A 23,865-nucleotide genomic window follows, 5' to 3' on the forward strand; every position below is an offset into this window, starting at 1 on the left:
TGGGCGTCGGGCTCGGTGTCTACGCCGGAGCCCTTCGGCGCAGGAGGCCCGGCCGCAGGGGGACGGCGTCGCCGGACGAGATGGCAGCCGCGGCCACGACGGCGCCCCATGACGCACCACCCGTCCTCGACGCACCACCCGTCCTCGACGGAGCCGACGACACCGACGGGTCGGACCGCCGTCCCACGAACGTGACGCAGGACGCGGGCGCGAACCGGGCCGGACCCTGACCTCGCCGACCGCGCAGCCACCGGCCGGGTGCCGGGGATGGTCAGCGAATGGAACAGACGAGTGGGAACGGAGAACCGCAGTCACATGACGGGACGGGTAGCAGGCAAGGTCGCCTTCATCACCGGCGCCGCACGAGGGCAGGGACNCAGCCACGCCGTCCGGTTGGCCGAGGAGGGCGCGGACATCATCGCCATGGACATCTGCCGGTCGATTCAGGGTGTGCCCTACGACGGGCCGTCCCCGGAGGACCTCGCCGAGACGGTGAAGCAGGTCGAGNGGNTGGACCGACGCATCGTCGCGGTCGAGGNCGACGTGCGCGACCAGGAGGCGGTGTCGGCCGCGCTCGCTCGGGGACTCGACCGGTTCGGCCGGCTCGACATCGTCGCGGCGAACGCCGGGATCAGCTCGGCACCGCATCCCGCGCAGGACATCCCCGACGACGTGTGGACCACGATGCTCGACATCAACCTCAGCGGCGTGTGGCGCACGTGCAGGGCGGCCATCCCGCACCTGGTTGCGGCGGGCCACGGCGGGGCGATCGTCCTGACGAGCTCGGCGGCGGGGCTGCAGCCGTATGCGAACGTCGCGCACTACGTCTCGGCGAAGCACGGCGTGGTGGGCCTGATGCGCGCGCTCGCGCTCGAGCTGGCGCCACACAACATCCGGGTGAACAGCCTGCATCCCACCCAGGTGGACACTCCGATGATCATGAATGACTCGACCTACCGGCTGTTCCGGCCCGACCTGTCGCACCCGACCCGCGAGGACTTCGCGCCGGCCTCGCAGGCCATGAACGCCCTGCCCCTTCCGTGGGTCGAGGCCCGGGATGTCAGTAACGCACTGTTGTTCCTGGCCTCGGACGAGGCGCGCTACATCACCGGCGTCGCGCTGCCGGTCGACGCCGGAGCCCTGATCACCTGACCTCGGATTCTCCGAGATCGGACGCATACCTGGATCCTTGACCCTCAACTGGCATGCGGATACTTTTAATCCAAACGGTTGGTTGGTAACATGNGGCCGATTTTTCGAAGGGAANCCAAAATGCAGGACGAGTTTTTCGTCATCGACGGCGTCGCGCACACGTTCGACATGAGCGAGGCCAACATGGCCTCGCCCGAGTACGCCGACGCGCTGCGCCGGCTGCAGGCCAGTTTCTTCGCGGGACAGCCCGCCGGCTACGACCTCGATGCCGAGGCGACGCTGCGTGACTGGANGGTCGAGGAGACCGCGGACATCCTCTTCCGGGAGTNCCACACCGACGTGGCGGTGTTCCACCCCGTCCCGATCTTCTTCTTCAAGGACGGCTACTCCAGCGTCGACAAGGCCGTAGCGGNGACGCGGCGTTGGCCCAACCGGTTCATCGGCTCCTACATCGCCATCGACCCGCTGCGTCCCGACCCGCTCGGCGAGATGGAGCGCCAGGTCGAGCTGCTGGACAACCCCGTCGGACTGAAGCTGTACCCGGTCAGCTATCACGAGGGCGACGTCACCCCGTGGCGCATGGACGACCCCACGATCGGATTCCCGCTCTACGAGAAGGCCCGCGAGCTCGGTCTGACCTGCGTCGCGACACACAAGTCGCTACCGATGGGCCCGTCGCCGTCCGGCGGTGACGCGTTCAGCCCGATCGACGTCGAGGGCGCAGCCGCCGCATTCCCCGACCTCAACTTCTCCATCGTCCACGGCGGACTGTCGTTCGTCGAGGAAACAGCCTGGCTGCTCGCGCGGTTCCCGAACATCTGGGTCAACCTCGAGACGATGAACCTCGTCCTGACCATGCGTCCGAGTGTGTTCGGCGAGTTGCTCGCCGGGCTGCTCGGGGTCGCGGGTGAGGACGCTCTGAATCGTATCTACTGNGCCAGCGGCGCGATGAACTCGCACCCGCGACCCGGCCTGGAAGCGTTCGTCGACTTCCAGTTCACCGAAGAGCAGATGGCGCGACACGGGATCTTCTTCCCGGTCCCACAGCTTACCCGCGAGCACAAGAAGGCGATCCTCAGCGGCAACATCGCGCGGCTGCACGGTTGGGACGTCGACGCGCTGGCCGCCGNCATCAAGGGCGACGAGTTCGATCTCGCCCAGGGCGCGCCGCTACCGATCCCCTACTCCACGACGCCGCTGAAGGACGCCGTAACCACCCCGCTGCCCGAAGGGACTTGCGTTGCCTGAGATCCCGCTGTCCGTGCCCGCACCCACCACCCCGCCCACCTCCGAGCCCGGCCTGGCCGACCGGATCCGCGAGGTCCTCAACACCATCGGCGACCCGTGCAGCGTGGCGTCGGGGACCCCGATGGGCATCGAGGAGATGGGCCTGATCGATACCGTCGAGGTCGAGCCGGACGGACGCGTCCGGGTCGCCATGCGGCTCACCGCGCCACTGTGCCACAACGTCGGCTACTTCAGCGTCGAGATCAAACGTCGCCTGACCGAGGTCACGGGGGTCACGTCGATCGTGGTCAGCATGGACCACGGTCTGGACTGGACCCCCGCGCTGATCAGCGAGGCGGCACAGACGCGGCGCAGAACGACGCTCCGGTCGCGCGGGTTCCCCGCCCGCTGAGCGGTCAGCCGGCTGGTCTTCGACGGTCGTCGTCGCCGTCGATTCCGCACGATGCCGCGGGCACACCAGACACCGCGTCGAGCTGTCCGGCGACCGCAGTCTCGATCGCTTTCCGACCCTGGTCGCGTTCCCTCCGCGGCCGTCCGTGAAGGAGAACAGTCGTGCAGTTCGGGATCGTCACCTTCTCGACCGACGAGGGCATCCGTCCCGACGACCTCGCCGTCGCGGTCGAGGGCCACGGCTTCGACCACCTGTTCCTGACCGAGCACTCGAACATCCCCGCGAGCCGCGAGACGCCGTACCCCGGGGGAGGCGAACTACCGCCCGAGTACCTGCGCACCTACGACCCGTTCGTGGCCCTCACCATCGCGGCGCACGCGACGAACACGCTGCGCATCGGCACCGGGATGTGCCTGTTGGGCCAGCGCGATCCCATCCACACCGCCAAGTCCGTCGCGAGCCTCGACCAGCTGAGCGGGGGACGGTTCCTGTTCGGGGTCGGCGCGGGCTGGAACGTCGAGGAGATGCGCCAGCACGGCACCGAGCCGCGCCTCCGCACCCGCCTGGTCGGCGAGCGTGTCCAGGCCATGAAGGCGCTGTGGAGCGACGACGTGGCGAGCTTCGACGGCGAGCTGGTCAGGATCGCCCCGACGACGGTGCGACCCCGGCCCGCACAGACCCCGCACCCGCCGATCGTGCTCGGCGGGATGGGGCCGACGGTGATCGACCGGGTACTCGAGTACGCCGACATCTGGGCGCCGAACCCGGGGTGGCCGCCGATGCCGGACCTGGCGGACCGCATCGCAGAGCTGCGGACCCGGTCGGCCGAACGGGGCCGCGGGCACATCCCGGTGTACCTGTTCGGGATGGCGNCCGACGCCGACCGGATCGCCGCGTACGAGGCGATGGGCGTGGACGCCTGCGTGTTCCTGCTGCAGACGGCGCCCCGGGACCAGANGCTCGACGCCCTTCGCCTCATTGCGAAGACGGCCGGCCTCACATGACGCCGATCACGGCACTGCCTCGGTCGGCGGTTCAGCCGCATGTGAGGGCGGGCACACCTCATCGTGACGGCGGTTCTGATTTGCCCGCTGCATCGAGGAAGGGGTAACCTCGGCCAAACAATCGGTCGGTTACGGGGTGTGATGAAGTCCAGGCGCGAGAAGGCCACCGGCCAGCCCACGGATCGCCGCAATCGTGAAGCGGAGATCCTGCAGGCCGCCCTCGAGATCTTCGCGCGCAAGGGCTATGCCGCCGCCAGCATCCAGGACGTCGCGGACGCAGTCGGCGTACTCAAGGGCAGTCTTTATCACTACATCGACTCGAAGGAAGACCTGCTCTTCCAGATCTTCGACAACGCCCATGTCGACGCCGAGCGGTTGATGACCGAGCTCGACGCCCTCGAGGTCGACGCGGTCGAGCGGCTGNGGTCCTATCTCGAGCGCAGCGTCTCGAACACGTTGCAGAACCTCGAACTACAGACGCTCTATTTCCGGGACTGGCGCAATCTCACCGGTGAGCGGCGGAAGAAGCTGGTCGAACGCCGCCGACAGTACGACCACTACCTACGTGGCCTGATCACGAAGGCGTACGAGACTCTGGGNATCGAGAGCACGGTCAATCAGCGTTACGTGTCCTCCTTCGTCATCGGCGGCACGAACTGGGTGGCCGACTGGTACCGCAGCGACGGCGACGACTCCCCCGACGAGGTCGCGCGCAGCTACGCGCAGCTCGCGATGGCGACCGTCCTGGGGATCGCGCAGCCCGCCAAGGCGCTGACCGCGCAGGCGGCATCGCACGAAGGACAGTAGTACGTAGGCCGCACGGACGTAGGCCGCACGGACGTAAGCCGCACGAACCAGGTCGCACGAAGTCCGTGGGTGCAACTTCGACGACCTCGCCCCCACACCTCCCGTGCCGAGTCAGCTATCCTGCGCGCACGGCGGCCCCGGCGGGCCGGCGGAGAGTGCACGGTTCGGCGCAGAATTCCCCCGCGATTCCCCCGTTGACAGGTCTACCGCCGACGCCTAACGTGATGGCACCAAACAGTTGGTTGGCGGTCGTTGCTTTTATTGTGGGCATCGGAATCCTGGGCGTCCGGTTGACCACCGCCCCTATTCTGCCAGCCGTGAAATCAACGAAGGAGCGTTGAATGGGACGGATGGACGGAAAAGTCGNGTTCGTGACCGGTGCGGCCCGCGGACAGGGGCGCGCCCATGCGTTACGGCTAGCCGAAGAGGGCGCGGACATTATTGCCGTCGACCTGTGTGGCCAGATCGGCTCGGTTCCCTATGACATGGCAACCGCCGACGACCTCGCGGAGACGATCAAGGAGATCGAAGCCCTCGATCGGCGTGTCGTCGGACGGCAGGCCGACGTCCGCAAGTCCGGCGAACTCGATGCGGTGGTAGAGCAGGCCATCAGCGAGCTCGGTCCGATCGACGTGGTGTGCGCGAATGCGGGAATCTTCAGCATGGCGCCCTTCAGTGAGATCACCGACGAGATGTGGGACGACATGTTGGCCGTCAACCTCACGGGCGTCTTCCGCACCGTGAGGGCCGTTCTGCCCTCCATGATTGAGTCGGGTCGAGGAGGTTCGATCGTCCTGATCAGCTCGGCCGCCGGTCTGGTGGGCTTCGCCAACTTCGCCCATTACACCGCGGCCAAGCACGGCGTCATCGGCCTGATGCGGACCCTCGTCAACGAGATCTCATCGCACGGCATCCGCGTCAACACGGTCCATCCGAACTCGGTCGACACCAAGATGATTATGAATGACGCCACATACCGGTTGTTCGATCCGGCGAACCCAACACGGGAGCGGTTTGGNGAGATCTTCCAGACCTTGAACCCCATGAGAATTCCATGGGTGGAACCGGTCGACGTCTCCAACGCCGTGCTCTATCTGGCGAGCGACGAATCACGTTACGTGACCGGAGCCATGATCCCGGTGGACGGCGGTTTCCTGCAGAAGGTATAACGGGCCGAAGGGGGCGCACCGACATTTGTCCGCCACCCCCGGCGGCCTATTGTCCCCGGAACGCCGGAGGGTGTCCCGTCCGCCCCACCGTTCCGTCCACAGCCAAGTCAGTCTGGGGAGTGAATCATGCACGCAGCGATGTTTCAGACACCCTTCATGCCGCCGACCCGGTCGGCGCGTGAGACCTTCACGTGGGCCGTCGAGCAGGCCGTGGTCTGCGATCAGGCCGGGCTCTCGGAGTACTGGATCGGCGAGCACGCCACCCAGGCGTGGGAGTCGATCCCCAATCCGGAGCTCGTGATCGCGGCGGCGGCGCTGCAGACCGAACAGATCAGACTGGCACCGGGAGCACATATCTCCTGCCGTACCACCACCCGGCGACGCNGGCGGTCCAGATCGCCTACCTGACGCAGNTCACCCAGGGTCGTTACATTCTCGGCATCGGTGCCGGCGCCTTTCCCGAGGACGCCGCACTGCGGGGGCTCAAGGACCTGACCGAGAACCACAGGATGGTGACCGAGTCCCTCGAGATCATGCGGAGGGTCTGGCGCAAGGAGCCGTTCCAGTTCGAGGGCGACTACTGGCGGGCCGGTTATCCGGAGGCACCGGAGGGGCATCCCCTCCGGGACGTCGGCCTGTACAACGGAACGATCGAGATNGGCCTGACAGGTCTCAGCCCGAACTCCCCGTCGCTGCGTTTCGCCGGGCAGAACGGCTACTTACCGCTCTCCATCTACTCGGGTGACGACTTCCTGCGCAACCATTGGGAGACCTATTCCACGGCGGCCCAGGAGAAGGGCCGGACCGTCGACCGCNCGGTGCACCACGTGGTTCGCGACGTCTTTATCGCGGACACGGACAAGGAGGCGCGCAGGTGGGCGATCGAGGGCGGCATGGGCAAGGCCTGGCAGGAGTACGTGCTACCGCGCTACCACAACTACGGCATCCTGGAGACGATGATCAAGAATCCGGGCATGAGCNCGGATGACGTCGATCTCGACTACCTGGCCGACAACGTCTGGATCGTCGGTTCGCCGGAGACCGCGGTCGAGAAGCTCGAAGAGGCCTTTGCCGCGACCGGCGGGNGGGGGNCGATCATGATGTACGGCTACGACTACATCGACAACCCGGAGCCATGGAATCACTCGATCGAGTTGCTGAGCCGGGAAGTCGCCCCGAAGGTGTCGTTACCGGCCTGAGGCCGGTGGAAGCCGGTGGGAGTGCCCCATGAAGATATCCTGCGCGTTCGGGCCTGCCGAGCAGACGCCCGACGACATTGTTGCGGCGGAGAGCCTGGGATACGACCGGGCCTGGGTATACGACTCGCCCGCGGTGTACCTCGATCCGTGGGCAACGCTCGCGGTCGCCGCCACCCGTACCTCCCGGATAGGACTCGGGACGGCGGTGGTCAGTCCGGGCCTGCGTCATCCCCTGGTAACCGCCTCGGCGATCGCGACGCTGGAGTCGTTGGCTCCCGGTCGGGTGTCGATCGGGGTCGGAGNCGGTGCCAGCGCGCGGTGGCTGCTCGGTCAGAAGCCAGCTCGTTGGGCCGAGGTGGAACAGTACATCGTCGCTCTTCGTGGCCTGGTGCGCGGCGAAGAGGTCGAATGGGAGGGCAAGGCCCTGCGGATGCTCCATCCCACGGGATGGGGCCCCGCCCGGCCGATCGACGTGCCCCTTCTCGTCGGGGCCGAGGGCCCGCGCGGCCTGGCCGTGGCGAGGCGCCACGGCGNCGGGGTCACGACGTTCGTGCACACGGCTCCCCGGGAGTTCGACTGGGTCATGCGCCTGGTCTTCGGCACGGTCCTCCAGGATGGNGAGTCGGTTGACTCGGACCGTGTCTTCGACGCGGTCGGAGCCATCGCCGCGCTCGGCTACCACGCGACGTACGAATGGCAGGGCCAGGAGGCGGTCAGGTCCCTGCCGGAAGGCGAGCGATGGCTGGACGTGGTGGCGCGGCTACCTGCCGACACCCGGCATCTCGCCCTGCACGCGGGCCATGGCGTCGTGGTCAACGACATCGACCGGGACATCGTCCCCCGCCACATGGCCGCGGCGTCGACGTGGGTGGGAACAGCGGACGACATAAGCCGGCACATCGAGGAGTTGTGCGCGGCCGGGGTCACGGAGGTGACCTACCAGCNGGGTGGCAAGGACATCGTCGGCGAGCTGGAACGCTTCGCCGAGATCGCGGCCGAGCACCGAGGACGAGCCGAGACGGGTTCTCCTCGATGAAGAGGAGACGGGTCGATGGTTGATGCGGCGGGTCCTCACCCCGCGACCCTGCGACGGGTGCTGGGGCACTACCCATCCGGCGTCACAGTCGTGACCGCGGTCAGCGACGGGGTACCGGTCGGCTTTGCCTGCCAGTCCTTCCACTCGCTGTCCCTCGATCCTCCCATGATCCTTGTCCTGCCCGCTCGAGGGTCGACCACATGGCCGAAGATCCGTCAGACCGGCTTGTTCTGCGTCAATATCCTCGCGCAGGAGCAGGCCNATCTCTGCCAGGCATNCGCCGTGAGCGGCGGCGAGAAGTTTCGCGGCGTCGACTGGCGTCTCAGCGATCGAGGGTCGCCGATCATCGCCGGCGCGAGCGCCTGGATCGACTGCGACCTGGTGGGCGAGCACGATGGCGGGGATCACACGATCGCCGTCGGCCTCGTCATGGGCCTCGAGTCGGACGAGTCCCGGGCGCCGCTGATCTTCCATCGGGGGACCTTCCACACGTTGGAACGCGTCTGAGAATCCCCGGCCCGGGCGGGCGCGGTGAGGAACGGCGGGGAGGTGCTCGCCCGGGCTCTTCGGGCGTTCACCTCCCTGCCGTCCCTCCCGCGCTTGTCCCGGCGACCGACCGGTGGCCGGGGCCCGTCTCCGGCGCGCCGGGCGTCCCGTACCGGGCGCGCAGCTCGTGCTTCTGGATCTTGCCAGCCGGCGTGCGCGGGAGGTCGTCGGTGAGGGCCACCGAGGTCGGGCACTTGTAGCGGGCGATCCGGGTTCGGCAGAATTCGATGATGGACCGTTCGTCGGCGACGGCTCCGGGACGCAGGACGACGACGGCCGCGACGGTCTCGGTCCACTTCGCCGACGGCAGGCCGATCACCGCGCACTCCGCGATCGCGGGATGGGCCATCAGGACGTTCTCGACCTCCGCCGAGTAGACGTTCTCCCCGCCACTGATGATCACATCCTTGATCCGGTCGTGCAGGAAGTAGAAGCCGTCCCGGTCGACGTGCATGACGTCCCCGGTGCNCAGCCAGCCCCCGGGCACGAGCGCGAGGGCGGTTTCGCGATCCTTGCCCCAGTAACCGCTCATCACTCGGGCGGACCGTACCCACAACTCGCCGACCTCGCCGACCGGCACCTCGACGAGCGTGACCGGGTCGACCACCCGGGCCTCGGTCTCGGGCACGAGGCGACCGCAGGACCGCAGCAGCGGCGACCCGGCAACGTGACACTCCGGCGGCAGCGCCGTGATCAGCGGCAGCTCCGTCATGCCGAACCCCTGGACAAGCTCGCAGTCGAAGGTCGCGAGCGTCCGTTCCAGCACCGGGCCGGTCATCGGGCCGCCGCCGTAGTAGAGACGGGACAGCGACCGGGTCCNCTCGTCGCCCTTGCGCAGCAGGTCGACGAGGCGCGCGATGACCGCCGGAACCGCGATCATGTTCGTGACGCGGTGTTCGGCGATCGTGTCGAGCACCGCCGTCGGCTCCACCTCGCGTAAGAGCACGGTCGTGCAGCCGGCCCACAACCCGGTCAGGGTCCAGGACGTTCCGCCGATGTGGAAGGTGGGCAACGTGCACAGGCTGACCGCGTCCCGCCCGATGCCGGCAACGCCGGCCAGGATGCGCAGCGAGTCCAGGACGGCCCCGTGCGTGGACATCACGCCCTTCGGCTGGCCGGTGGTCCCGGACGTNTACATCTGGATGGCGACGTCGTCCCGGTGCGGGCGGTACCCCGGGTCCGTCGCGGGGAAGGTGTCGTACCAGTTGCCCGTTCCGGTGCGTGTGTCAATGGTGCGGACNACGAGGGTGACCTCCGGATCGGCCTCGAGCCGCCGCGCGACCTCGGCGAACTCGTCGTCGACCACGATCACCGCGGCGTCGGCGTCGGNGACGATCGCGGTCAGCTCGGGGTAGGCCAGCCGCCAGTTCAGCGGGACGATGACCGCGCCGACCTTGCCGCANGCGGCCAGAACGGCGAAGTAGTGGGCGCTGTTCTTCCCGAGGAACGCCACGCGGGCACCGGCGGTGACCGCGAGCGCGTGGCCGATGCGATTCGACATCCCGTCCAGGTCGCCGTACGAGAGGGCGCGGCCGTCGGCGTGAAGGGCGGTACCACGGCTGGAACGGGCCGCGTGTTCGCGCAGAAGGTCGATAGTCGAGTGCACCGTCATCGCGGCTCGATTCTCCTCGTCGGTTTTCACGATCGCCGGGGAAGGGTACCAAACCAAACGATTGGTGGGTACCTGTCTGGACCGACCCAGCTCCGCTCGCGGGACCCGTTGACCCAACCGGTCCCGACGACCTACGGTTTAGCAACCAAACGGTCGGAAGGGGCCTTGATGACGAAACGTTGGCGGACGAGGGGCAGGGCGAGAAACAGGGCGAGGGCGGCCGGCGGTACCGCCGGCCGACCGGCGGTACGGGCGGGNGGGNGACGTGGCGAGCAGTCGCCGGCACGTCTGGGTCGAGGCCGCGGCCGAGCGGGTGTGGGCGCTGGTCGGCGATCCCGGGGCGATCGCCGCATGGTTCCCGAGCATCGTGGCCTGCGAGATGTCCGGATCGACGCGCACGTGCACCCTGCGGTCCGGGGAGGTGGTCGCCGAGGAGATCATCACCGTCGACGACGCCCTCATGCGCCTGCAGTACCGGATCGTCCGGGGCATCGACGTCGAGTCGCACCTGGGAACCGTGGATGTCATCCCCGACGGGAACCACCGGTGTCTCGTGCTGTATGCGACGGATGTCCGTCCGGATGATCTCGCGGGGCCGCTCGGGACCTCGGTCGAGCGCGCGCTCGACCTCCTCGCCGAACGGTTCGAACAGCCCTCCACCCGCCCCGACTGATCCCGCGATCGATCGTCGACCCGACCTGCGGGCCACCGTTCACCGTTGACGACCAATCGTTTGGTAGATAATGTTGATCTCGCTGCGCGGTCTGCCCGCGCCCGAACGCCGGAAGGTATGACATGGCGGAAGCCTTCATCGTCGAAGCGGTTCGTACTCAGGTCGGACGTCGCGGGGGCAGCCTCAGCGCCGAACACCCGGTCGACGTCGCGGCGCACGTNCTGACATCCCTGGTCAAGCGCGCGGGCATCGATCCGGTGGTGGTGGACGACGTGATCCTCGGAGCCACCGACATGGTCGGCCCCCAGGCCGGCGANATCGCCCGGCTGGCGTGGCTGGCCGCCGGGCTGCCCGAGAACGTGCCCGGCGTGACCATCGACCGGCAGTGCGGTTCGTCCCAGCAGGCGGTGCACTTCGCCGCGCAGGCCGTCATGAGCGGCACCCAGGATGTCGTCGTCGCCGGCGGCGTGCAGTTGATGAGCGTCGTCCCCATGAACATCGCCTGGTCGGCCGGCCAGGACCTCGTGCACCCGGACCCGTTCTCCGGCAGTCGGGGCTGGCAGGGCCGGTATGGCGCGCAGGAGGTCAGCCAGTTTCGGGCGGCCGAGCTCATCGCGCGGCGGTGGGAGATCCCCCGCGAGGAGATGGAGCGCTTCGCCCTGGCGAGTCATGAGCGCGCGGTGCACGCCACCGAGCACGGCTGGTTCGAGCGCGAGATCGAGGCGTTCGGCGCCGGGTCGCGCGACGAGTGTCCCCGGCCCAGCACATCCCTGGAGCGGATGGCGACGCTGAACCCGCTGACCGAGGGCGGATCGATCACCGCGGCCCTGTCGAGCCAGATCTGCGACGGTGCGGCGGCCCTGCTAATCTGCTCCGAGCGCGCGGTCGAGCAGTACGGGCTGCGCCCGCGCGCCCGCGTCCATGCGATGTCGGTGCGGGGCGACGACCCGGTCTACATGCTCACCGCCCCGATCCCGGCCACCCGCGACGTGCTGCGCCGCGCCGGTCTCGCCCTCGACGACATCGACCTGTTCGAAATCAACGAGGCGTTCGCCTCGGTCGTCCTGGCCTGGNAGCGTGAGCTCGGCGTCGGCTCCGAGCGGCTCAACGTCAACGGCGGCGCGATCGCGCTCGGGCACCCCATCGGCGCCAGTGGCGCGCGCATCATGACCACGCTGCTGCACGAGCTCGAGCGCCGGCAGGCCCNCTTCGGGCTGCAGTCGATGTGCGAGGGCGGCGGCCAGGCCAACGCCACCGTCATCGAGCGCCTGTGAACACGGCCGGGGCCGCGCCGACCGGTGGGGACCGCGACGTGGACAGCGATGGCGAGATGTTCCGAGCCCGCGTGCGGTCGCTGCTCGCCGAGAACCTGCCCGCGGGCTGGAGCGGCATCGGCGCGCTGTCCGACCGCGAACAGGAGGAGTTCCGCACACGCTGGCGCAGGCTGTTACACGAGAACGGACTGCTCGCGGTGGGCTGGCCGATCGAGTACGGCGGATCCGGCCTGAGCCCGCGCGAACAGCTCATCCTCGCCGAGGAGTGCACCACGGCGGGCNTGCCCCAGGGCGGCCTGAACGACAACTTCGGGGTGCAGATGCTCGGTTCGACGCTGCTGCGCTGGGGCACCGAGGAACAGCGCCGGTACTACCTGCCGCGGATCCTCAGCCAACAGGACATCTGGTGCCAGGGCTTCTCCGAGCCCGAGGCAGGGTCCGATCTCGCCGGCATCCGCACCCGCGCGGAGCTCGTCGAGGGCCGCTGGATGATCAACGGACAGAAGATCTGGACCTCCTACGGGCACCTGGCCACGCACATCTTCGTCCTGTGTCGCACCGACTCCTCCGTGCCGCCGCACCGGGGGATCAGCCTGCTGCTGTGCGCCCTCGACCAGCCGGGCATCGACCTGCGCCCGCTGCGGACGCTTACTGGCGAGGCCGAGTTCAACGAGGTCTTCTTCACCGACGCGGAATGTCCCNCCGACGCCGTGGTCGGGCCGGTCGACGGCGGGTGGCCCGTCGCCATGAGCCTGCTCGGTTTCGAACGCGGCGAGGCGGTGGCCACCCTGGCCATTCGCTTCCGCAAGGACTGGGAACGNCTGCACCGCATCGCGGTCGACCCCGAGGGTCCCACCGATCCGGTCATCGTCGAACGTCTCGGGCGGAGCCGACAGCGGGTGGAGGAGCTGCGGTGCCTCGGGCTGCGCGCGGTCGACAGCTGGGTCGCCGGTCNGGACATCGGCGCCGAGTCGTCGCTGCACAAGCTGTTCTGGAGCGAGTGGATCCAGGAGACGACCGAACTCGCCCTCGACGTGCTGGGCATGGACGCGGTCACCGCCGGCAGCGACGGGCTGCGCGGCGTGAGCTTCCCCGCCGCCGAGGCCGGAACCCCCAACACCGCGGGTACCTGGGCGGACTACTTCCTCCGGGCGCGCGCCGCGACCATCTACGCCGGCTCCAGCGAGATTCAACGCAACATCATCGCGGAGCGCATGCTGGGACTGCCGAGGGAGCCGCGATGACGGGCGTGTCGGCAAGCCTCGACGACGACCAGATCCAGCTGCAGAAGACGCTGCGCGCGGCGCTCTCCCGCCACTGCTCCGGGCCGGCGCAGCTCGCCCTGGCCACGGGCGAGGAGGACTTCGACCCGGCGCTGTGGAAGCTGCTGTCGACCGAACTCGACCTTGTGGGGCTCGCCGCACCCGAGCGGTTCGGCGGCGGTGGCGCGCCGCTGCCGGTGCTGGGCGTCGCGCTGATGGAGCTGGGGCGTGCGCTGTACAGCGGGCCGTACTTCTCCTCGGGGGTTCTCGCCACGCAGGCGATCGTGGGCAGCGGCGACGTGGCCGTCGGGGCGGAGATCCTGCCCGGGCTGTGCCGGGGTGAGGTCCTGGCGACCGTCGCCGGACTGCGCGACGACGGCCCGGACGGCCTTCCCGACATGGGTGGCGTGGTCGCCACCGCCGCGACCGCCGACGGCGACGGGACACCCCGGCTGACGGGGGTCTCCGACCATGTCTGGGAGGCGCACGGCGCGCACCGGCTCGTCGTGTTCGCGTCGACCCGCGACGGGGTCGGCTGCTTCCTCGCCCATCCGGACGCACCCGGCGTGCTGGTCGAACGGCTGCCGGGCATGGATCTCACGAGACGCCTGTCGCGGGTCCGGTTCACCGCCGCGGCCGCCCGACCGCTGGGCGCGCTCGACGGCGGCTCCCGGGCGCTCGCGAGGCTGCGGCGGATCGCGCCGGTGTGCCTGGCGGCGGAGCAGATCGGCGGCGCCGAGCACTGCCTGGAACAGGCCGTCGACCACGCGAAGCGACGCCACCAGTTCGGTCGTCCCATCGGCAGCTTCCAGGCCGTGAAGCATCAGCTCGCCAGCGTGCTGATGGACGTCGAGGCGGCGAAGGCGGCGACCGTCTTCGCGCTGGGCGCCCTCGAACACGAATCCCCGGATGCCGCGACGATGGTGCATGTCGCCAAGGCCGCCGCCTCCGACGCCTTCTTCCACGCGGCGGGCGCGTTGATCCAGACCCTCGGCGGCATCGGCTACACCTGGGAACACCCGGCCCACCTGTATCTGCGTCGAGCTGTCAGCGGCCGGGCGCAGTTCGGCTTCCCGTCGGCCCATCGACGGGCCCTCGGCGCCGAGGGTGGCCACTGATGGGCGAGGCACCGGGCGGGACGACGGACGAGACGATCGTCTTCCCGATCGACCCGGTGCACGTCATGCTGTTCGCCCGGGCGGTCGGTGACGACAACCCGGTCTACACCGATCCCGCGGCGGCGGCCCGCGCGGGCCTCGGCGGCGTCCCGGCCCCGCCGACCTTCGGTGAGGCGTTGCAGCAGTTCATCCCGGGGTACCCATGGCGGCCCCGGCCGGACACGCCATGGGTCGGATCGCAGCGCCCGGGCTCGACGCAGGTCGCGGACAGTCCGGTTGTCCTGCACGCGGAGCAGCGCTACACCTACGTCCGACCGGTTGTCGCCGGGGAGACTCTGCGTGCGGCGAAGCGAGCCGGCGAGAGCTGGGAGCGGACCAGCGCCAGGAGCGGGACGCTGCGGTTCCGCGAGATCGTCACCGACTTCGCCGACGAGGCCGGCGAGCTGGTGCTGCGCGCGGTGGCGGTGGAGGCCCGAGTCGGGGAAGGCGGCGCCGTGAGCCGTCGGGCCCCGGCCGATCGGCCTGGCCGCGACGCCGGCCGTCGGCTGCCGGCCGGCGACACCGCCGGCGACACCGCCGGCGACACGGAAGGGGGTGCCAGTACCGCGCTGCCCGCGGGCCAGATCTGCCAGCGGCCTCTGGTGACAGATCTCTCGCGAGCTGTGATCGTGCAGTACGCGGGCGCGTCCGGTGACTACAACCCGCTGCACCATGACGAGCCCTATGCCATCGAAATCGCCGGCTACCCGTCGGTCATCGCCCACGGCATGCTCACGATGGGGATCACCGGCCGCCTCGTGACCGATCTCGTCGGCGTGACGCGACTACGCGAGTTCGGCGGGCGGTTCCGCGCGCCGGTGTTCCCCGGCGACTCGCTGTCCGGCACCGCGGCGATCATCGCCGTCGAGGGCGCCGGGACCGATGCCCTCGTGACCATCGAGCTCGCGACCACCAACCAGCGCGGCGCGGTCGTCTTCACCGGCACCGCGCTCGTCGTCGGCGACTCGTTCGACCATCCATCCCTCGACGTCACGGATCGCCCCGCGATCGGNGTCACCGAAGAAGTGAGGTNAGCGCGTGATATCGGTGAACATTGCTGGTAGCTACTGCCTGCCCCCGCGCCCCGACATACCGATGGCCCTCGACGAGATGATCTATACGGTCACCTCGGGCGCACTGNGCGACGCCGGACTCGGCATCGGCGACGTCTCGGGCTCGTTCATGGCGGCGTCCGACCTTTACGACGGCCGCGCGATCGCGACCATGACGCTCACCNGATCGACCGGCTCGTTCCACAAGAACGAGATGCGCGTCTGCAACGACAGCCTGGCGGCGCTCACCCTGGCCGCGGCCGAGGTGGCGGCGGACGCGGCCCAGGCGGTGATCGTCTGCACCTGGAGCAAGCTCAGCGACGCGAACCGGGACGCCATGGCCGCACTCGGCCTGGAACCGGTGTTCACCCGAGGGCTGAACGCCCATCCGGACGCCGTCGTCGCACTGCGGCGGTCGTCCGATCTGGGGCGGCCGACGCTCGTCGAACGGACCGCCGTCGAATCGGCCGACGTCGCCGTCGCGCTGGTCCTCACCGCACCCTCGCCCGAGNGGCGGACCCGCGGCACGGTCATCGGCCTCGGCGCCGCGAACGGCCCGTACCTGCGTCCAGGTGAGCCGCTGCTGGGGCCCGTCACCGCCGCCGCGACCGCGGCGTGCAAGCTCGCCGGCCGCGACGTGACCGATCTGCGCCGCGCCCGGGTCGCCGGCCTGCACGCGGTGGACGACGACGAGCTCGCACGCGCGGTCGGGGTGCCCCACGACATTCTGGCCCGCCAGAGCGAACGGTGGGCCGACCTCGGCTACGCCGCCGGCCTGCTCGCCGTGCACGAGTCGCTCGCCGCCGGCGAGCCCGGCCCGGCGCTGGTGCTCTCAGCGGGCGGCATCGGATACGAGAACGCGCACGCCGCGTTGGTGGAGGTCGCATGAGCCCGCAGCAGCCCGCGGTCCTCGGCTTCGGCCAGACCCGCTACAAGACGTCACGGGTCGACGTCGGCACACCCGAACTCATCTTCGAGGCGGTCAGCCGCGCGCTGGCCGACGCCGACACCGAGCTCACCGAGATCGACGCCGTCGTGTTCGCCTCGGCGCCCGAGGTGTTCGAGGGCGTGTACGAGCCGGATCGCTGGTGCGTCGAGGCGTTCGGCGGGGTCGGCAAGCCGCTGATCCGGGTGCACACCGGCGGGGCCACCGGAGGCTCCGGCCCACTCGCGGCGTCACGGCTCATCTCGGCCGGCCTGTACGAGACCGTGCTCGTCGTCGGCCTGCAGCGCACCTCGGAGACGGCCGACGCGCAGGCGGTGTTCACCACGATCTTCGATCCGGTGTACGAGCAGGACGTCCAGCTCAACGTCATCACCGGCATCGCGCTCGTCGCCTCGCGACAGATGAGGTACTTCGGCCTGACCGAGGATCACATGGCGTGGGTGTCGACGAAGAACTTCGGCAACGCGCTGCGCAACCCGTACGCGCACCTGCACCGCGAGATCACCGAGCAGGAGGTCAAGCAGTCCCGTTCCCTGTCGTACCCGCTGCGCCTGCTGCACACCTGCCCGCGCTCGGACGGCGCCGCGGCGGTGGTGATGACCAGCGCGGAGAAGGCCCGCGAGAAGTCCCACGCCGCCTACGTCGCGGGCCTGGGCTGTGCGGCGGACGTGTACCGCATCGGCGACCGCATCCACGACGACGAATCCGACTTCGCCATCCCGCGCGCCCAGGCATGGGCGGCCACCGAGGCCTACCAGGAGGCGGGCATCACCGACCCGCGGCGTGAGCTGGACGTGGTCGAGGTCTACGCGCCGTTCGCCAACCTCGAGATCGCCTACTACGAGTCGCTCGGCCTGGCGCCTCCCGGCCGCGGTATCGATCTGGTCGAGACCGCAGCCACCGCGATGGACGGCGACATCCCCGTCGTGCCGTCCGGGGGCTGCATGACAACCAATCCCATCGGCGCCACCGGCCTGATCCGCTTCGGNGAGGCCGCCGCGNAGGTGATGGGACGGGCCGGCGATCACCAGGTCGACGGCGCCCGGCTGGCCCTCGCCACGGCCTGCGGCGGAATCGACCAGTTCTACACCGCGGCCGTCCTCTCCGCCCAGCCCACCTGACCGAGACCCCCGGCCGTCGTCGCACGCGGCCGACGCCCGGACAGCAGACGCCCCGCACCACCGGCCACCTGACAGACACGAGGTCCGACATGACCGTTCCCACGACTGTCCCCACGCGCATCCCCGGCGAGTGGCACATCCCTTACCAGTACACGATCGGGACGTTCGCGACGGCGTTCTTCGACGCCCTGCGCGAGCAGCGGATCCTCGGCTGCCGATGCGCACAGTGCGGTCGGGTGAGCGTGCCGCCGAAGTCCTTCTGCGAGTACTGCTTCGTCCCGATCGACGAGCTCGTCGAAGTCGGTGACACCGGCCGGATCGAGGCCGTCACGGTCGTGACCGCCCCGTTCNCCGGCTCGCCGCCCGTCCCGTACGTCGTCGCCTACGTGCGGCTCGATGGCGCGACGTCGTCGATCTGCAACTACGTNCACGGCGTGGACCTCGGCGATCTCGATCGGCTGCCGGCCGACATCGCGATCGAGGCACCGGTACGTGCGGTTTTTGGCGACAAGCGCGAGGGGCGGGTGACCGACTTCTGGTTCGAGCCCGTCCGAGACCGGTCGTGATGGTTCCGTCGCAGCCGGAGCGGCCGACCCGGCCGCGGCCGGATCTGCCACTCGCCGGTCTGCGGGTGCTCAGCCTCGCCGAGCAGTATCCCGGGCCGTTCGCAACGATGCTGCTGGCCGACCTCGGCGCCGACGTCATCCTGATCGAACGTCCCACGGGAGGCGACCCGACGCGGCGATTCACCGGCCATTTCGAGGCGTTGAACCGCAACAAGCGCTCGATCGCGCTCGACCTCAAGTCCGAGGACGGGCGGGAGGTGTTCTGGCGGCTCGCCCCGACCGCCGACGCGGTCGTCGAGGGCTACAAGCCGGGCACCGTCGACCGTCTCGGGATCGGACCGCGCCAGGCCCGGACCCGCCTGCCGGCGCTCGTGTACGCGTCGATCTCCAGCTTCGGGCAGACCGGCCCGCTCGGGGCGCGCGGCGGGCACGACATCTCGATGCAGGGCATGACGGGCCTGGTGCAGGGCGACGACCCGCGGCCGGCGCCACTCCCCCTGGCCGACCTGGCCTCGGCCATGTTCGCCGCCTTCGGGGTCGTCGCAGCGTTACTCGGCCGCGAGCGTAACGGGACCGCCGGGTACCTCGACGTCTCGATGCTCGACTCGCTGGTGAGCTGGCGCAGCACAGTGCTGGTGTCCGAGCTCAACGGGCTGGATCCCGCGCCGTACCCGCCGCTCGACCCCGGCTACGGCGTGGTCGAGAACTCGCGCGGTGAACGGCTCACATTGAGCATCGCCGGGGAGGACCACCAGTGGCGGGGACTGTGCGCCGCACTCGGGCTGGACCATCTCGCCACGCTGAGCACCGTCGAGCGCGAACGGGACCGCCGGGCGATCGCCGACGAGCTGAGGTCGGCCTTCCGCAAGGCCGACTGGGCTCTGCTCGAGCCACAGCTCGCCGCGCACGGAGTCGGGTTCGNCCCGGTCTACGACGATCGGGAGATCACCACGGACGAGCAGGTCGTCGCCCGCCGGATGATCGTCGACGTGCCNGGCGCCGGCGATCCGCCCGGCGCCGGACCGGACGAGCGCGGCGGGCGGGTGCGGGTCGTCCGGCAACCGGTCCTGTTCGACGGCGCCGGGGGTGTGATCGCCTCCCGCGCGCCGCGGCTGGGCCAGCACACCCGCCCCGTGCTGCGCGACCTCGGCTATTCCGACCTCGACGTCGATGCGCTCGTGGCGCGCGGCGTCGTCGTGACACACGAAGGTGGACGGTCTTGACCGACATGCGATTCGACGGCCGCGTCGCCGTCATCACCGGCGCCGGCGCCGGACTCGGCCGGCAGCACGCCCTGTTACTCGCGGCCCGTGGCGCGGCCGTGGTCGTCAACGACCCGGCGCCGCCCGCGGACGGTGTCGGCGTCGCGCCGGCCGCGGCCGTGGTGAACGAGATCGTCGCGGCGGGGGGAACAGCCGTCGCCGACGTGAGCTCTGTCGCCACGCCGGAGGGCGGTCAGGCGATCGTGGACGCGGCCCTGGCCGCCTTCGGCGGCCTGGACATCGTCGTGAACAACGCGGGCATCGTCCGGGACAAGACGTTTCCGAAGATGACTCCGGACCTGATGGACCCGGTGCTCGACGTCCACCTGCGCGGCGCGTTCTTCGTGACCCGCCCGGCCTACCTGCACATGCGGGATCGCGGGTACGGCCGGATCGTGTCGACCTCGTCGGCAGCGGGGCTGTTCGGCAACTTCGGCCAGACCAACTACGGCGCCGCCAAGATGGCCCTCGTCGGGCTGACCCGGGTACTCGCGCTGGAGGGTGCACGCCACGGCGTCAAGGCGAACGTCCTCGCGCCGATCGCCGCGACCACCATGTCGGCGGGACTGCTCGACGAGGACTGGGAGCGTCGGCTCGACCCGGCGCTCGTCTCGCCCGTCGTCGCGTTCCTGTCCCACGAATCCTGCCCGACCAGCGGGGAGATCTTCTCCGCGNCGGCCGGGCGGGTCGCCCGAATCTTCATCGCCGAATCGCCTGGTTTCTACTCGCCGGAGCTCAGCCTCGAAGACGTCCGTGACCGGTGGGATGTCATCTGCTCGGAGACGGGCTACGGGGTGCCGATGAGCGCCGAGCAGGAGCGCGACCTGCTGAGCGCGGCGTTTCGGCGGGCCGAGGCCGGCTCCGCCTCCGCCGCCGCGGCCTTCTGAGGCGACCGATGGACAAGACCTGCGGCTCGGCCGACGAGGCGATAGCCGACATCGCCGACGGTGCATCGCTCGCCGTCGGCGGGTTCGGGCTGTGCGGAATCCCGCACGTCCTGATCCAGGCGCTGCTGGCGCGTGGGACGACCGATCTGGAAACGGTGTCGAACAACTGCGGCGTCGACGGTGCCGGACTGGGGCTCCTGCTCGCCGCCGGGCGGATCCGGCGCACGACCGGCTCCTACGTCGGGGAGAACAAGGAGTTCGCCCGCCAGTACCTCGGCGGGGAGCTGGAGCTGGAACTGTGCCCACAGGGCACACTCGCGGAGCGGCTGCGGGCCGGGGGCTCGGGAATCCCGGCGTTCTTCACCCCGGCGGGGGTGGGGACGGCGGTCGCCGACGGCGGGCTGCCGTGGCGTTACACGCCGGCCGGGGACGTCGCCGTCGCCTCGCCCGCCAAGGAGACGCGACGGTTCGGCGACCGGGAGTACGTGCTGGAGCACGGCATCACGACGGACTTCGCGCTCGTCCGGGCGGCCGTGGGAGACCGCCACGGCAACCTGGTCTACGCCCGGTCGGCGCAGAACTTCAACCCGCTGTGCGCCATGGCCGGACGGATCACTGTCGCCGAGGTCGAGCGGCTGGTCGAACCGGGCGACCTGCCCGCCGAACAGGTGCACACNCCGGGAATCTTCGTCCAGCGAGTCATCGAGGTGGGTCCGGACGGGAAGGGCATCGAAAAGCGAATGATCAGGACGGAGGGGTGATCGTGGGTCTCGACCGCGACNAGCTCGCCGCACGGGTCGCGGCGGAACTGTGCGACGGCCAGTACGTGAACCTCGGCATCGGGCTGCCGACCCTGGTGCCGAACTTCCTGCCGGCCGGGATGGAGGTCGTGCTGCATTCGGAGAACGGGATCCTCGGTGTGGGCCCCTACCCCGTCGAGGACGACGTCGACCCGGATCTGATCAACGCTGGCAAGGAGACCGTCACCGTGCTGGCCGGCGCGGCCTTCTTCGATTCCGCGGGGTCGTTCGCGATGATCCGCGGCGNNCACATCGACGTCGCGGTCCTGGGCGCGATGCAGGTCTCGCGGAACGGGGACCTCGCCAACTGGACGATCCCGGGAAAGACCATCAAGGGCATGGGCGGCGCGATGGACCTCGTCCACGGGGCCCGGCGGGTCATCGTGATGATGGAGCACACGAACAGAGCGGGCGCGCCGAAGATCGTCCGCGAGTGCGACCTGCCGCTGACCGNCACACGATGCGTGCACCGCATCATCACCGACCTCGCGGTGATCGACGTCGAACCCATCGGACTCGTACTCCGCGAACTCGCTCCGGCGGTGACCCTCGACGAGGTCCGGCGACGCACCGGCGCCGATCTCGTCGAGGCCCTGGAGCGTTCGGCCGGATAGCAGGCGGCGGGAGTACTGCCGGCGGCGGGAGTACTGCCGGCGGCGACTTCGGCCCCNCCGGGAAGGGAATCGGGCCGACACTTTTCCTCGAAGTGATCCCGCCCCTTTGAAGTGAACATCGAGCACTACTGGCGCGAAAATTCGGGTCACCCACAGCAAAGGCGATGATTCCACTGAGCGAAGAACCGAAAAGCAGACACATCGACGGGATCGTCAGGTCCAGCCGATCCGGCATGCAGTGGGATCCGCCAGGGCCGATCCCTNCCGGCGCAAGAATGTCCATCACGGATTCGGACGGGAGGGAGACCTGGCAGGTGGCGGACTACACCGACNCATGGACACCAGGCCGGAGCCGACCACCGGTGCCCGCCCTTCGNCTCGTATCGCTCCCGCGCGAGCGGGCGGCCCTGGCACTCGGGCGAATCGAGACGATGNCCGGGCCGGTATGAACGACCGCGCCACAGCACTGGTCACCGGAGGCTCGCGGGGAATCGGCCGCGGCATCGCTGAGAGACTCGCCGCGGCGGGGTATACCGTGGTGATCGCTGCACGCAGGTCCCAACCGCTCGAGGAGACCGCCGCGCAGCTGCGAGCAGCGGGCGGCGATGTGCACGGTGGCGCTGGGGATATGGCACAGGAGTCGGACGTCGAGGCACTGGCCCGCTTCCAACTCGAAATATCACCCAGGCTGGAGCTGCTGGTTCTCGCGGCAGGTGTGGGCACGGCTGGTCCGTTCGCCGAGTACCCGCTGCGTCGCCTGGACGTCCAGGTCGCGGTGAACCTGCGGGCTCCATTTCTGCTCGTGCAGCGTCTGCTGCCGGCGTTGCGGGCTGCGGCCGACGCGCAGCGGAGCCGAGGCGCCCGGGTCGTCGCGATCGCGTCGATCACTGGCGTTGCCGCCGAACCGGATCTAGCCGCGTACGGGGCTACCAAAGCTGCACTGATCTCGCTGTGCGAGTCTCTCACCGTGTCCGAGGGAAAGCNCGGCGTCAACGCCACGGCCATCTCGCCGGGCTACGTCGACACCGATATGACCGAGTGGGTGCGCGGCCGTATTCCCCGAGATGAGATGATCAAGGTTGACGACGTCGCCGAGCTGGTCATGGGGTTGAGCCGGATGTCGCGCTACGCAGCAGTGCCCAATGTCGTGCTTACCCGACCGGGCGTTCAACTGTGGCGGGCATGAGCTGTCGACCAGACTGGGGCCTGGCTGGTAGTCGGTTCTCCGGATCCGGTCNCCGCGCCGGTGTTGACCCCGCGCCCCGCCGGGCCGACACCTCCCGGCGCACGTTCCTGTCCGCGCAGGCCTCCGGCATACTGGCCTGCGACTTCTTCACGGTGGACACCGCGTTCCTCCAGCGGATCTACGTGTTCTTCGTCGTCGAACACGCCACCCGCGACGTCCATGTTCTCGGGGTCACGAAACATCCGACACCTCCCGCGGAAGATCGCATCAACCGCAACAGACCAGATCACAGGCCGAATCGGGATTCTGGAGCCCCACAGGCCGACCCGATGACCTCGAGTCTCGCCACCCCGCTCGCGAGAGACCACCAGACACCGACCGGACGCCGCCGGTACGGACGGTCGAGCTCAGTCCTGCCCGGAGACGGTGTCGGCGCGCCGGACCAGCTCCCGGAACTGCTCGCGGAGCTCATCGGTGTCCAATGAAGCTGCGTCCGGTCCCGCCACGCCCTCCCACCACTGCGCCGAGGCCACGTCACCGAGTTCGGCCGCCACGGCAGCGGCCACGCCCGCCAGGTGCGCCCGACGCCGGTGCCCGTCCCGCTGGGGGCCCAGCTCGTCGGCGGCGGCGAGCATTACGGCCGCGTCGTCCAGACGTCCTTCGCTGCGGGCGGCCTGCGCGCACTCCGCGAGGACCGCGGCCACCGAGAACCCGCTGTCCACCTCCTGCGCCGTGGCTGCGGCCGCCCGCCAATGCCGCATCGCCGCGGACCGGTCGCCGCGCAGCAGCGCGCCGTCCCCCCGTCCGATGGGCACGTGCACGGCCGCCCACACGTCGTTCCCAACGTCGAGCCGCTGCGTGACGTGCGCCTCGGCCTGAGCCAGCAGAGCCCCTGAACCGT

General features: G+C 69.7%; 17 protein-coding genes and 20 pseudogenes. All 37 read left to right on the top strand.

The genetic code is table 11. The features are described from left to right. Positions 1-315: 315 nt before the first annotated feature. Positions 316-376 (top strand): hypothetical protein (locus UK94_RS75420; protein WP_268761711.1); only part of this gene is annotated, 61 nt, incomplete at its 3' end. Position 377: 1 nt separating this feature from the next. Next, positions 378-510: pseudogene (locus UK94_RS69830) on the top strand (SDR family mycofactocin-dependent oxidoreductase); the annotation flags it as partial. A gap of 29 nt (positions 511-539) precedes the next feature. Further along, positions 540-1,152: pseudogene (locus UK94_RS29440) on the top strand (mycofactocin-coupled SDR family oxidoreductase); the annotation flags it as partial. Positions 1,153-2,392: 1,240 nt separating this feature from the next. Then, positions 2,393-2,791: an iron-sulfur cluster assembly protein gene (locus UK94_RS29450; RefSeq protein WP_011603679.1), complete on the top strand. Its 399-nt coding sequence runs from the start codon at positions 2,393-2,395 to the stop codon at positions 2,789-2,791. Between the two features lie 161 nt (positions 2,792-2,952). Then, positions 2,953-3,663, top strand: a 711-nt coding sequence (locus UK94_RS29455; RefSeq protein ID WP_235490548.1) for an LLM class F420-dependent oxidoreductase, incomplete at its 3' end; no start/stop codon positions are given. Between the two features lies 1 nt (position 3,664). Continuing rightward, positions 3,665-3,748 (top strand): annotated as a pseudogene (locus tag UK94_RS75425) (hypothetical protein); the annotation flags it as partial. Positions 3,749-3,936: 188 nt separating this feature from the next. After that, positions 3,937-4,218, top strand: a 282-nt coding sequence (locus tag UK94_RS69840; protein WP_235490550.1) for a helix-turn-helix domain-containing protein, incomplete at its 3' end; no start/stop codon positions are given. Positions 4,219-4,969: 751 nt separating this feature from the next. Further along, positions 4,970-5,620 (top strand): annotated as a pseudogene (locus tag UK94_RS29465) (mycofactocin-coupled SDR family oxidoreductase); the annotation flags it as partial. Position 5,621: 1 nt separating this feature from the next. Continuing rightward, positions 5,622-5,771: pseudogene (locus UK94_RS69845) on the top strand (SDR family oxidoreductase); the annotation flags it as partial. Positions 5,772-5,909: 138 nt separating this feature from the next. After that, positions 5,910-6,155 (top strand): LLM class flavin-dependent oxidoreductase (locus UK94_RS69850; RefSeq protein ID WP_235490552.1); only part of this gene is annotated, 246 nt, incomplete at its 3' end. Between the two features lie 30 nt (positions 6,156-6,185). Then, positions 6,186-6,429 (top strand): annotated as a pseudogene (locus UK94_RS69860) (LLM class flavin-dependent oxidoreductase); the annotation flags it as partial. A gap of 1 nt (position 6,430) precedes the next feature. Beyond that, positions 6,431-6,586, top strand: a pseudogene (locus tag UK94_RS69865) (LLM class flavin-dependent oxidoreductase); the annotation flags it as partial. 1 nt (position 6,587) lies between these two features. Beyond that, a pseudogene (locus UK94_RS69870) lies at positions 6,588-6,751 on the top strand (LLM class flavin-dependent oxidoreductase); the annotation flags it as partial. 1 nt (position 6,752) lies between these two features. Then, a pseudogene (locus UK94_RS69875) lies at positions 6,753-6,856 on the top strand (hypothetical protein); the annotation flags it as partial. Positions 6,857-8,021: 1,165 nt separating this feature from the next. Next, a partial coding sequence (locus UK94_RS69880; RefSeq protein ID WP_235490553.1) for a flavin reductase family protein occupies positions 8,022-8,267 on the top strand: 246 nt, incomplete at its 3' end. 2,692 nt (positions 8,268-10,959) lie between these two features. Then, positions 10,960-11,057 (top strand): hypothetical protein (locus UK94_RS69885; RefSeq protein ID WP_235490574.1); only part of this gene is annotated, 98 nt, incomplete at its 3' end. 1 nt (position 11,058) lies between these two features. Next, positions 11,059-11,153: hypothetical protein (locus tag UK94_RS69890; RefSeq protein WP_313949613.1), on the top strand; the 95-nt coding region annotated here is incomplete at its 3' end. Position 11,154: 1 nt separating this feature from the next. Further along, positions 11,155-11,910: pseudogene (locus UK94_RS29495) on the top strand (acetyl-CoA C-acyltransferase); the annotation flags it as partial. A gap of 1 nt (position 11,911) precedes the next feature. Beyond that, a pseudogene (locus UK94_RS69895) lies at positions 11,912-12,043 on the top strand (acetyl-CoA C-acetyltransferase); the annotation flags it as partial. Between the two features lies 1 nt (position 12,044). After that, positions 12,045-12,111: pseudogene (locus UK94_RS75430) on the top strand (hypothetical protein); the annotation flags it as partial. A 38-nt stretch (positions 12,112-12,149) separates the two neighbouring features. Further along, the coding region (locus UK94_RS69900) for an acyl-CoA dehydrogenase family protein (RefSeq protein WP_235490556.1) at positions 12,150-12,392 on the top strand (243 nt) is incomplete at its 3' end. Between the two features lies 1 nt (position 12,393). After that, positions 12,394-12,812: pseudogene (locus tag UK94_RS69905) on the top strand (acyl-CoA dehydrogenase family protein); the annotation flags it as partial. 9 nt (positions 12,813-12,821) lie between these two features. Further along, positions 12,822-12,931 (top strand): hypothetical protein (locus UK94_RS69910; RefSeq protein WP_268761712.1); only part of this gene is annotated, 110 nt, incomplete at its 3' end. A 1-nt stretch (position 12,932) separates the two neighbouring features. Next, a pseudogene (locus UK94_RS69915) lies at positions 12,933-13,065 on the top strand (acyl-CoA dehydrogenase); the annotation flags it as partial. Positions 13,066-13,097: 32 nt separating this feature from the next. Next, positions 13,098-13,355, top strand: coding sequence for an acyl-CoA dehydrogenase family protein (locus tag UK94_RS69920; RefSeq protein WP_235490578.1), 258 nt, complete (start codon positions 13,098-13,100; stop codon positions 13,353-13,355). Continuing rightward, the gene (locus UK94_RS29505; RefSeq protein WP_041939146.1) at positions 13,352-14,491 is read left to right on the top strand and encodes an acyl-CoA dehydrogenase family protein; all 1,140 of its coding nucleotides are present in this window, start codon (positions 13,352-13,354) and stop codon (positions 14,489-14,491) included. Before UK94_RS69920 ends, UK94_RS29505 begins: the two co-directional genes overlap by 4 nt. After that, the coding region (locus UK94_RS69925) for a MaoC/PaaZ C-terminal domain-containing protein (RefSeq protein WP_268761710.1) at positions 14,491-15,542 on the top strand (1,052 nt) is incomplete at its 3' end. The genes UK94_RS29505 and UK94_RS69925, both read left to right, overlap by 1 nt. A gap of 2,196 nt (positions 15,543-17,738) precedes the next feature. Beyond that, positions 17,739-17,999, top strand: a 261-nt coding sequence (locus UK94_RS69930; protein WP_235490559.1) for a zinc ribbon domain-containing protein, incomplete at its 3' end; no start/stop codon positions are given. A 1,444-nt stretch (positions 18,000-19,443) separates the two neighbouring features. Then, positions 19,444-20,151: SDR family NAD(P)-dependent oxidoreductase (locus UK94_RS29535; RefSeq protein ID WP_235490584.1), on the top strand; the 708-nt coding region annotated here is incomplete at its 3' end. A gap of 221 nt (positions 20,152-20,372) precedes the next feature. Then, a partial coding sequence (locus UK94_RS29540; RefSeq protein ID WP_235490562.1) for a CoA transferase subunit A occupies positions 20,373-21,040 on the top strand: 668 nt, incomplete at its 3' end. Between the two features lies 1 nt (position 21,041). Further along, a pseudogene (locus tag UK94_RS69935) lies at positions 21,042-21,125 on the top strand (succinyl-CoA--3-ketoacid-CoA transferase); the annotation flags it as partial. A 21-nt stretch (positions 21,126-21,146) separates the two neighbouring features. Beyond that, a pseudogene (locus tag UK94_RS69940) lies at positions 21,147-21,410 on the top strand (CoA-transferase); the annotation flags it as partial. A gap of 2 nt (positions 21,411-21,412) precedes the next feature. Further along, positions 21,413-21,617, top strand: a pseudogene (locus UK94_RS69945) (CoA-transferase); the annotation flags it as partial. A gap of 1 nt (position 21,618) precedes the next feature. Beyond that, positions 21,619-21,778 (top strand): annotated as a pseudogene (locus UK94_RS69950) (succinyl-CoA--3-ketoacid-CoA transferase); the annotation flags it as partial. A gap of 445 nt (positions 21,779-22,223) precedes the next feature. Continuing rightward, the coding region (locus tag UK94_RS29550) for an SDR family oxidoreductase (protein ID WP_235490565.1) at positions 22,224-22,761 on the top strand (538 nt) is incomplete at its 3' end. A gap of 1 nt (position 22,762) precedes the next feature. After that, positions 22,763-22,964 (top strand): annotated as a pseudogene (locus tag UK94_RS69955) (SDR family NAD(P)-dependent oxidoreductase); the annotation flags it as partial. A gap of 52 nt (positions 22,965-23,016) precedes the next feature. Beyond that, positions 23,017-23,212 (top strand): annotated as a pseudogene (locus UK94_RS76635) (integrase); the annotation flags it as partial. Between the last annotated feature and the right edge of the window lie 653 nt (positions 23,213-23,865).

It is taken from the genome of Frankia sp. AvcI1 (genome assembly GCF_001420875.1).
GTDB classification, from domain to species: Bacteria; Actinomycetota; Actinomycetes; order Frankiales; family Frankiaceae; genus Frankia; species Frankia alni.

Bases quoted from the DNA above. Each gene is read 5' to 3' on its own strand.
- UK94_RS29505 (WP_041939146.1), top strand. From the start codon at position 13,352: ATGACGGGCGTGTCGGCAAGCCTCGACGACGACCAGATCCAGCTGCAG.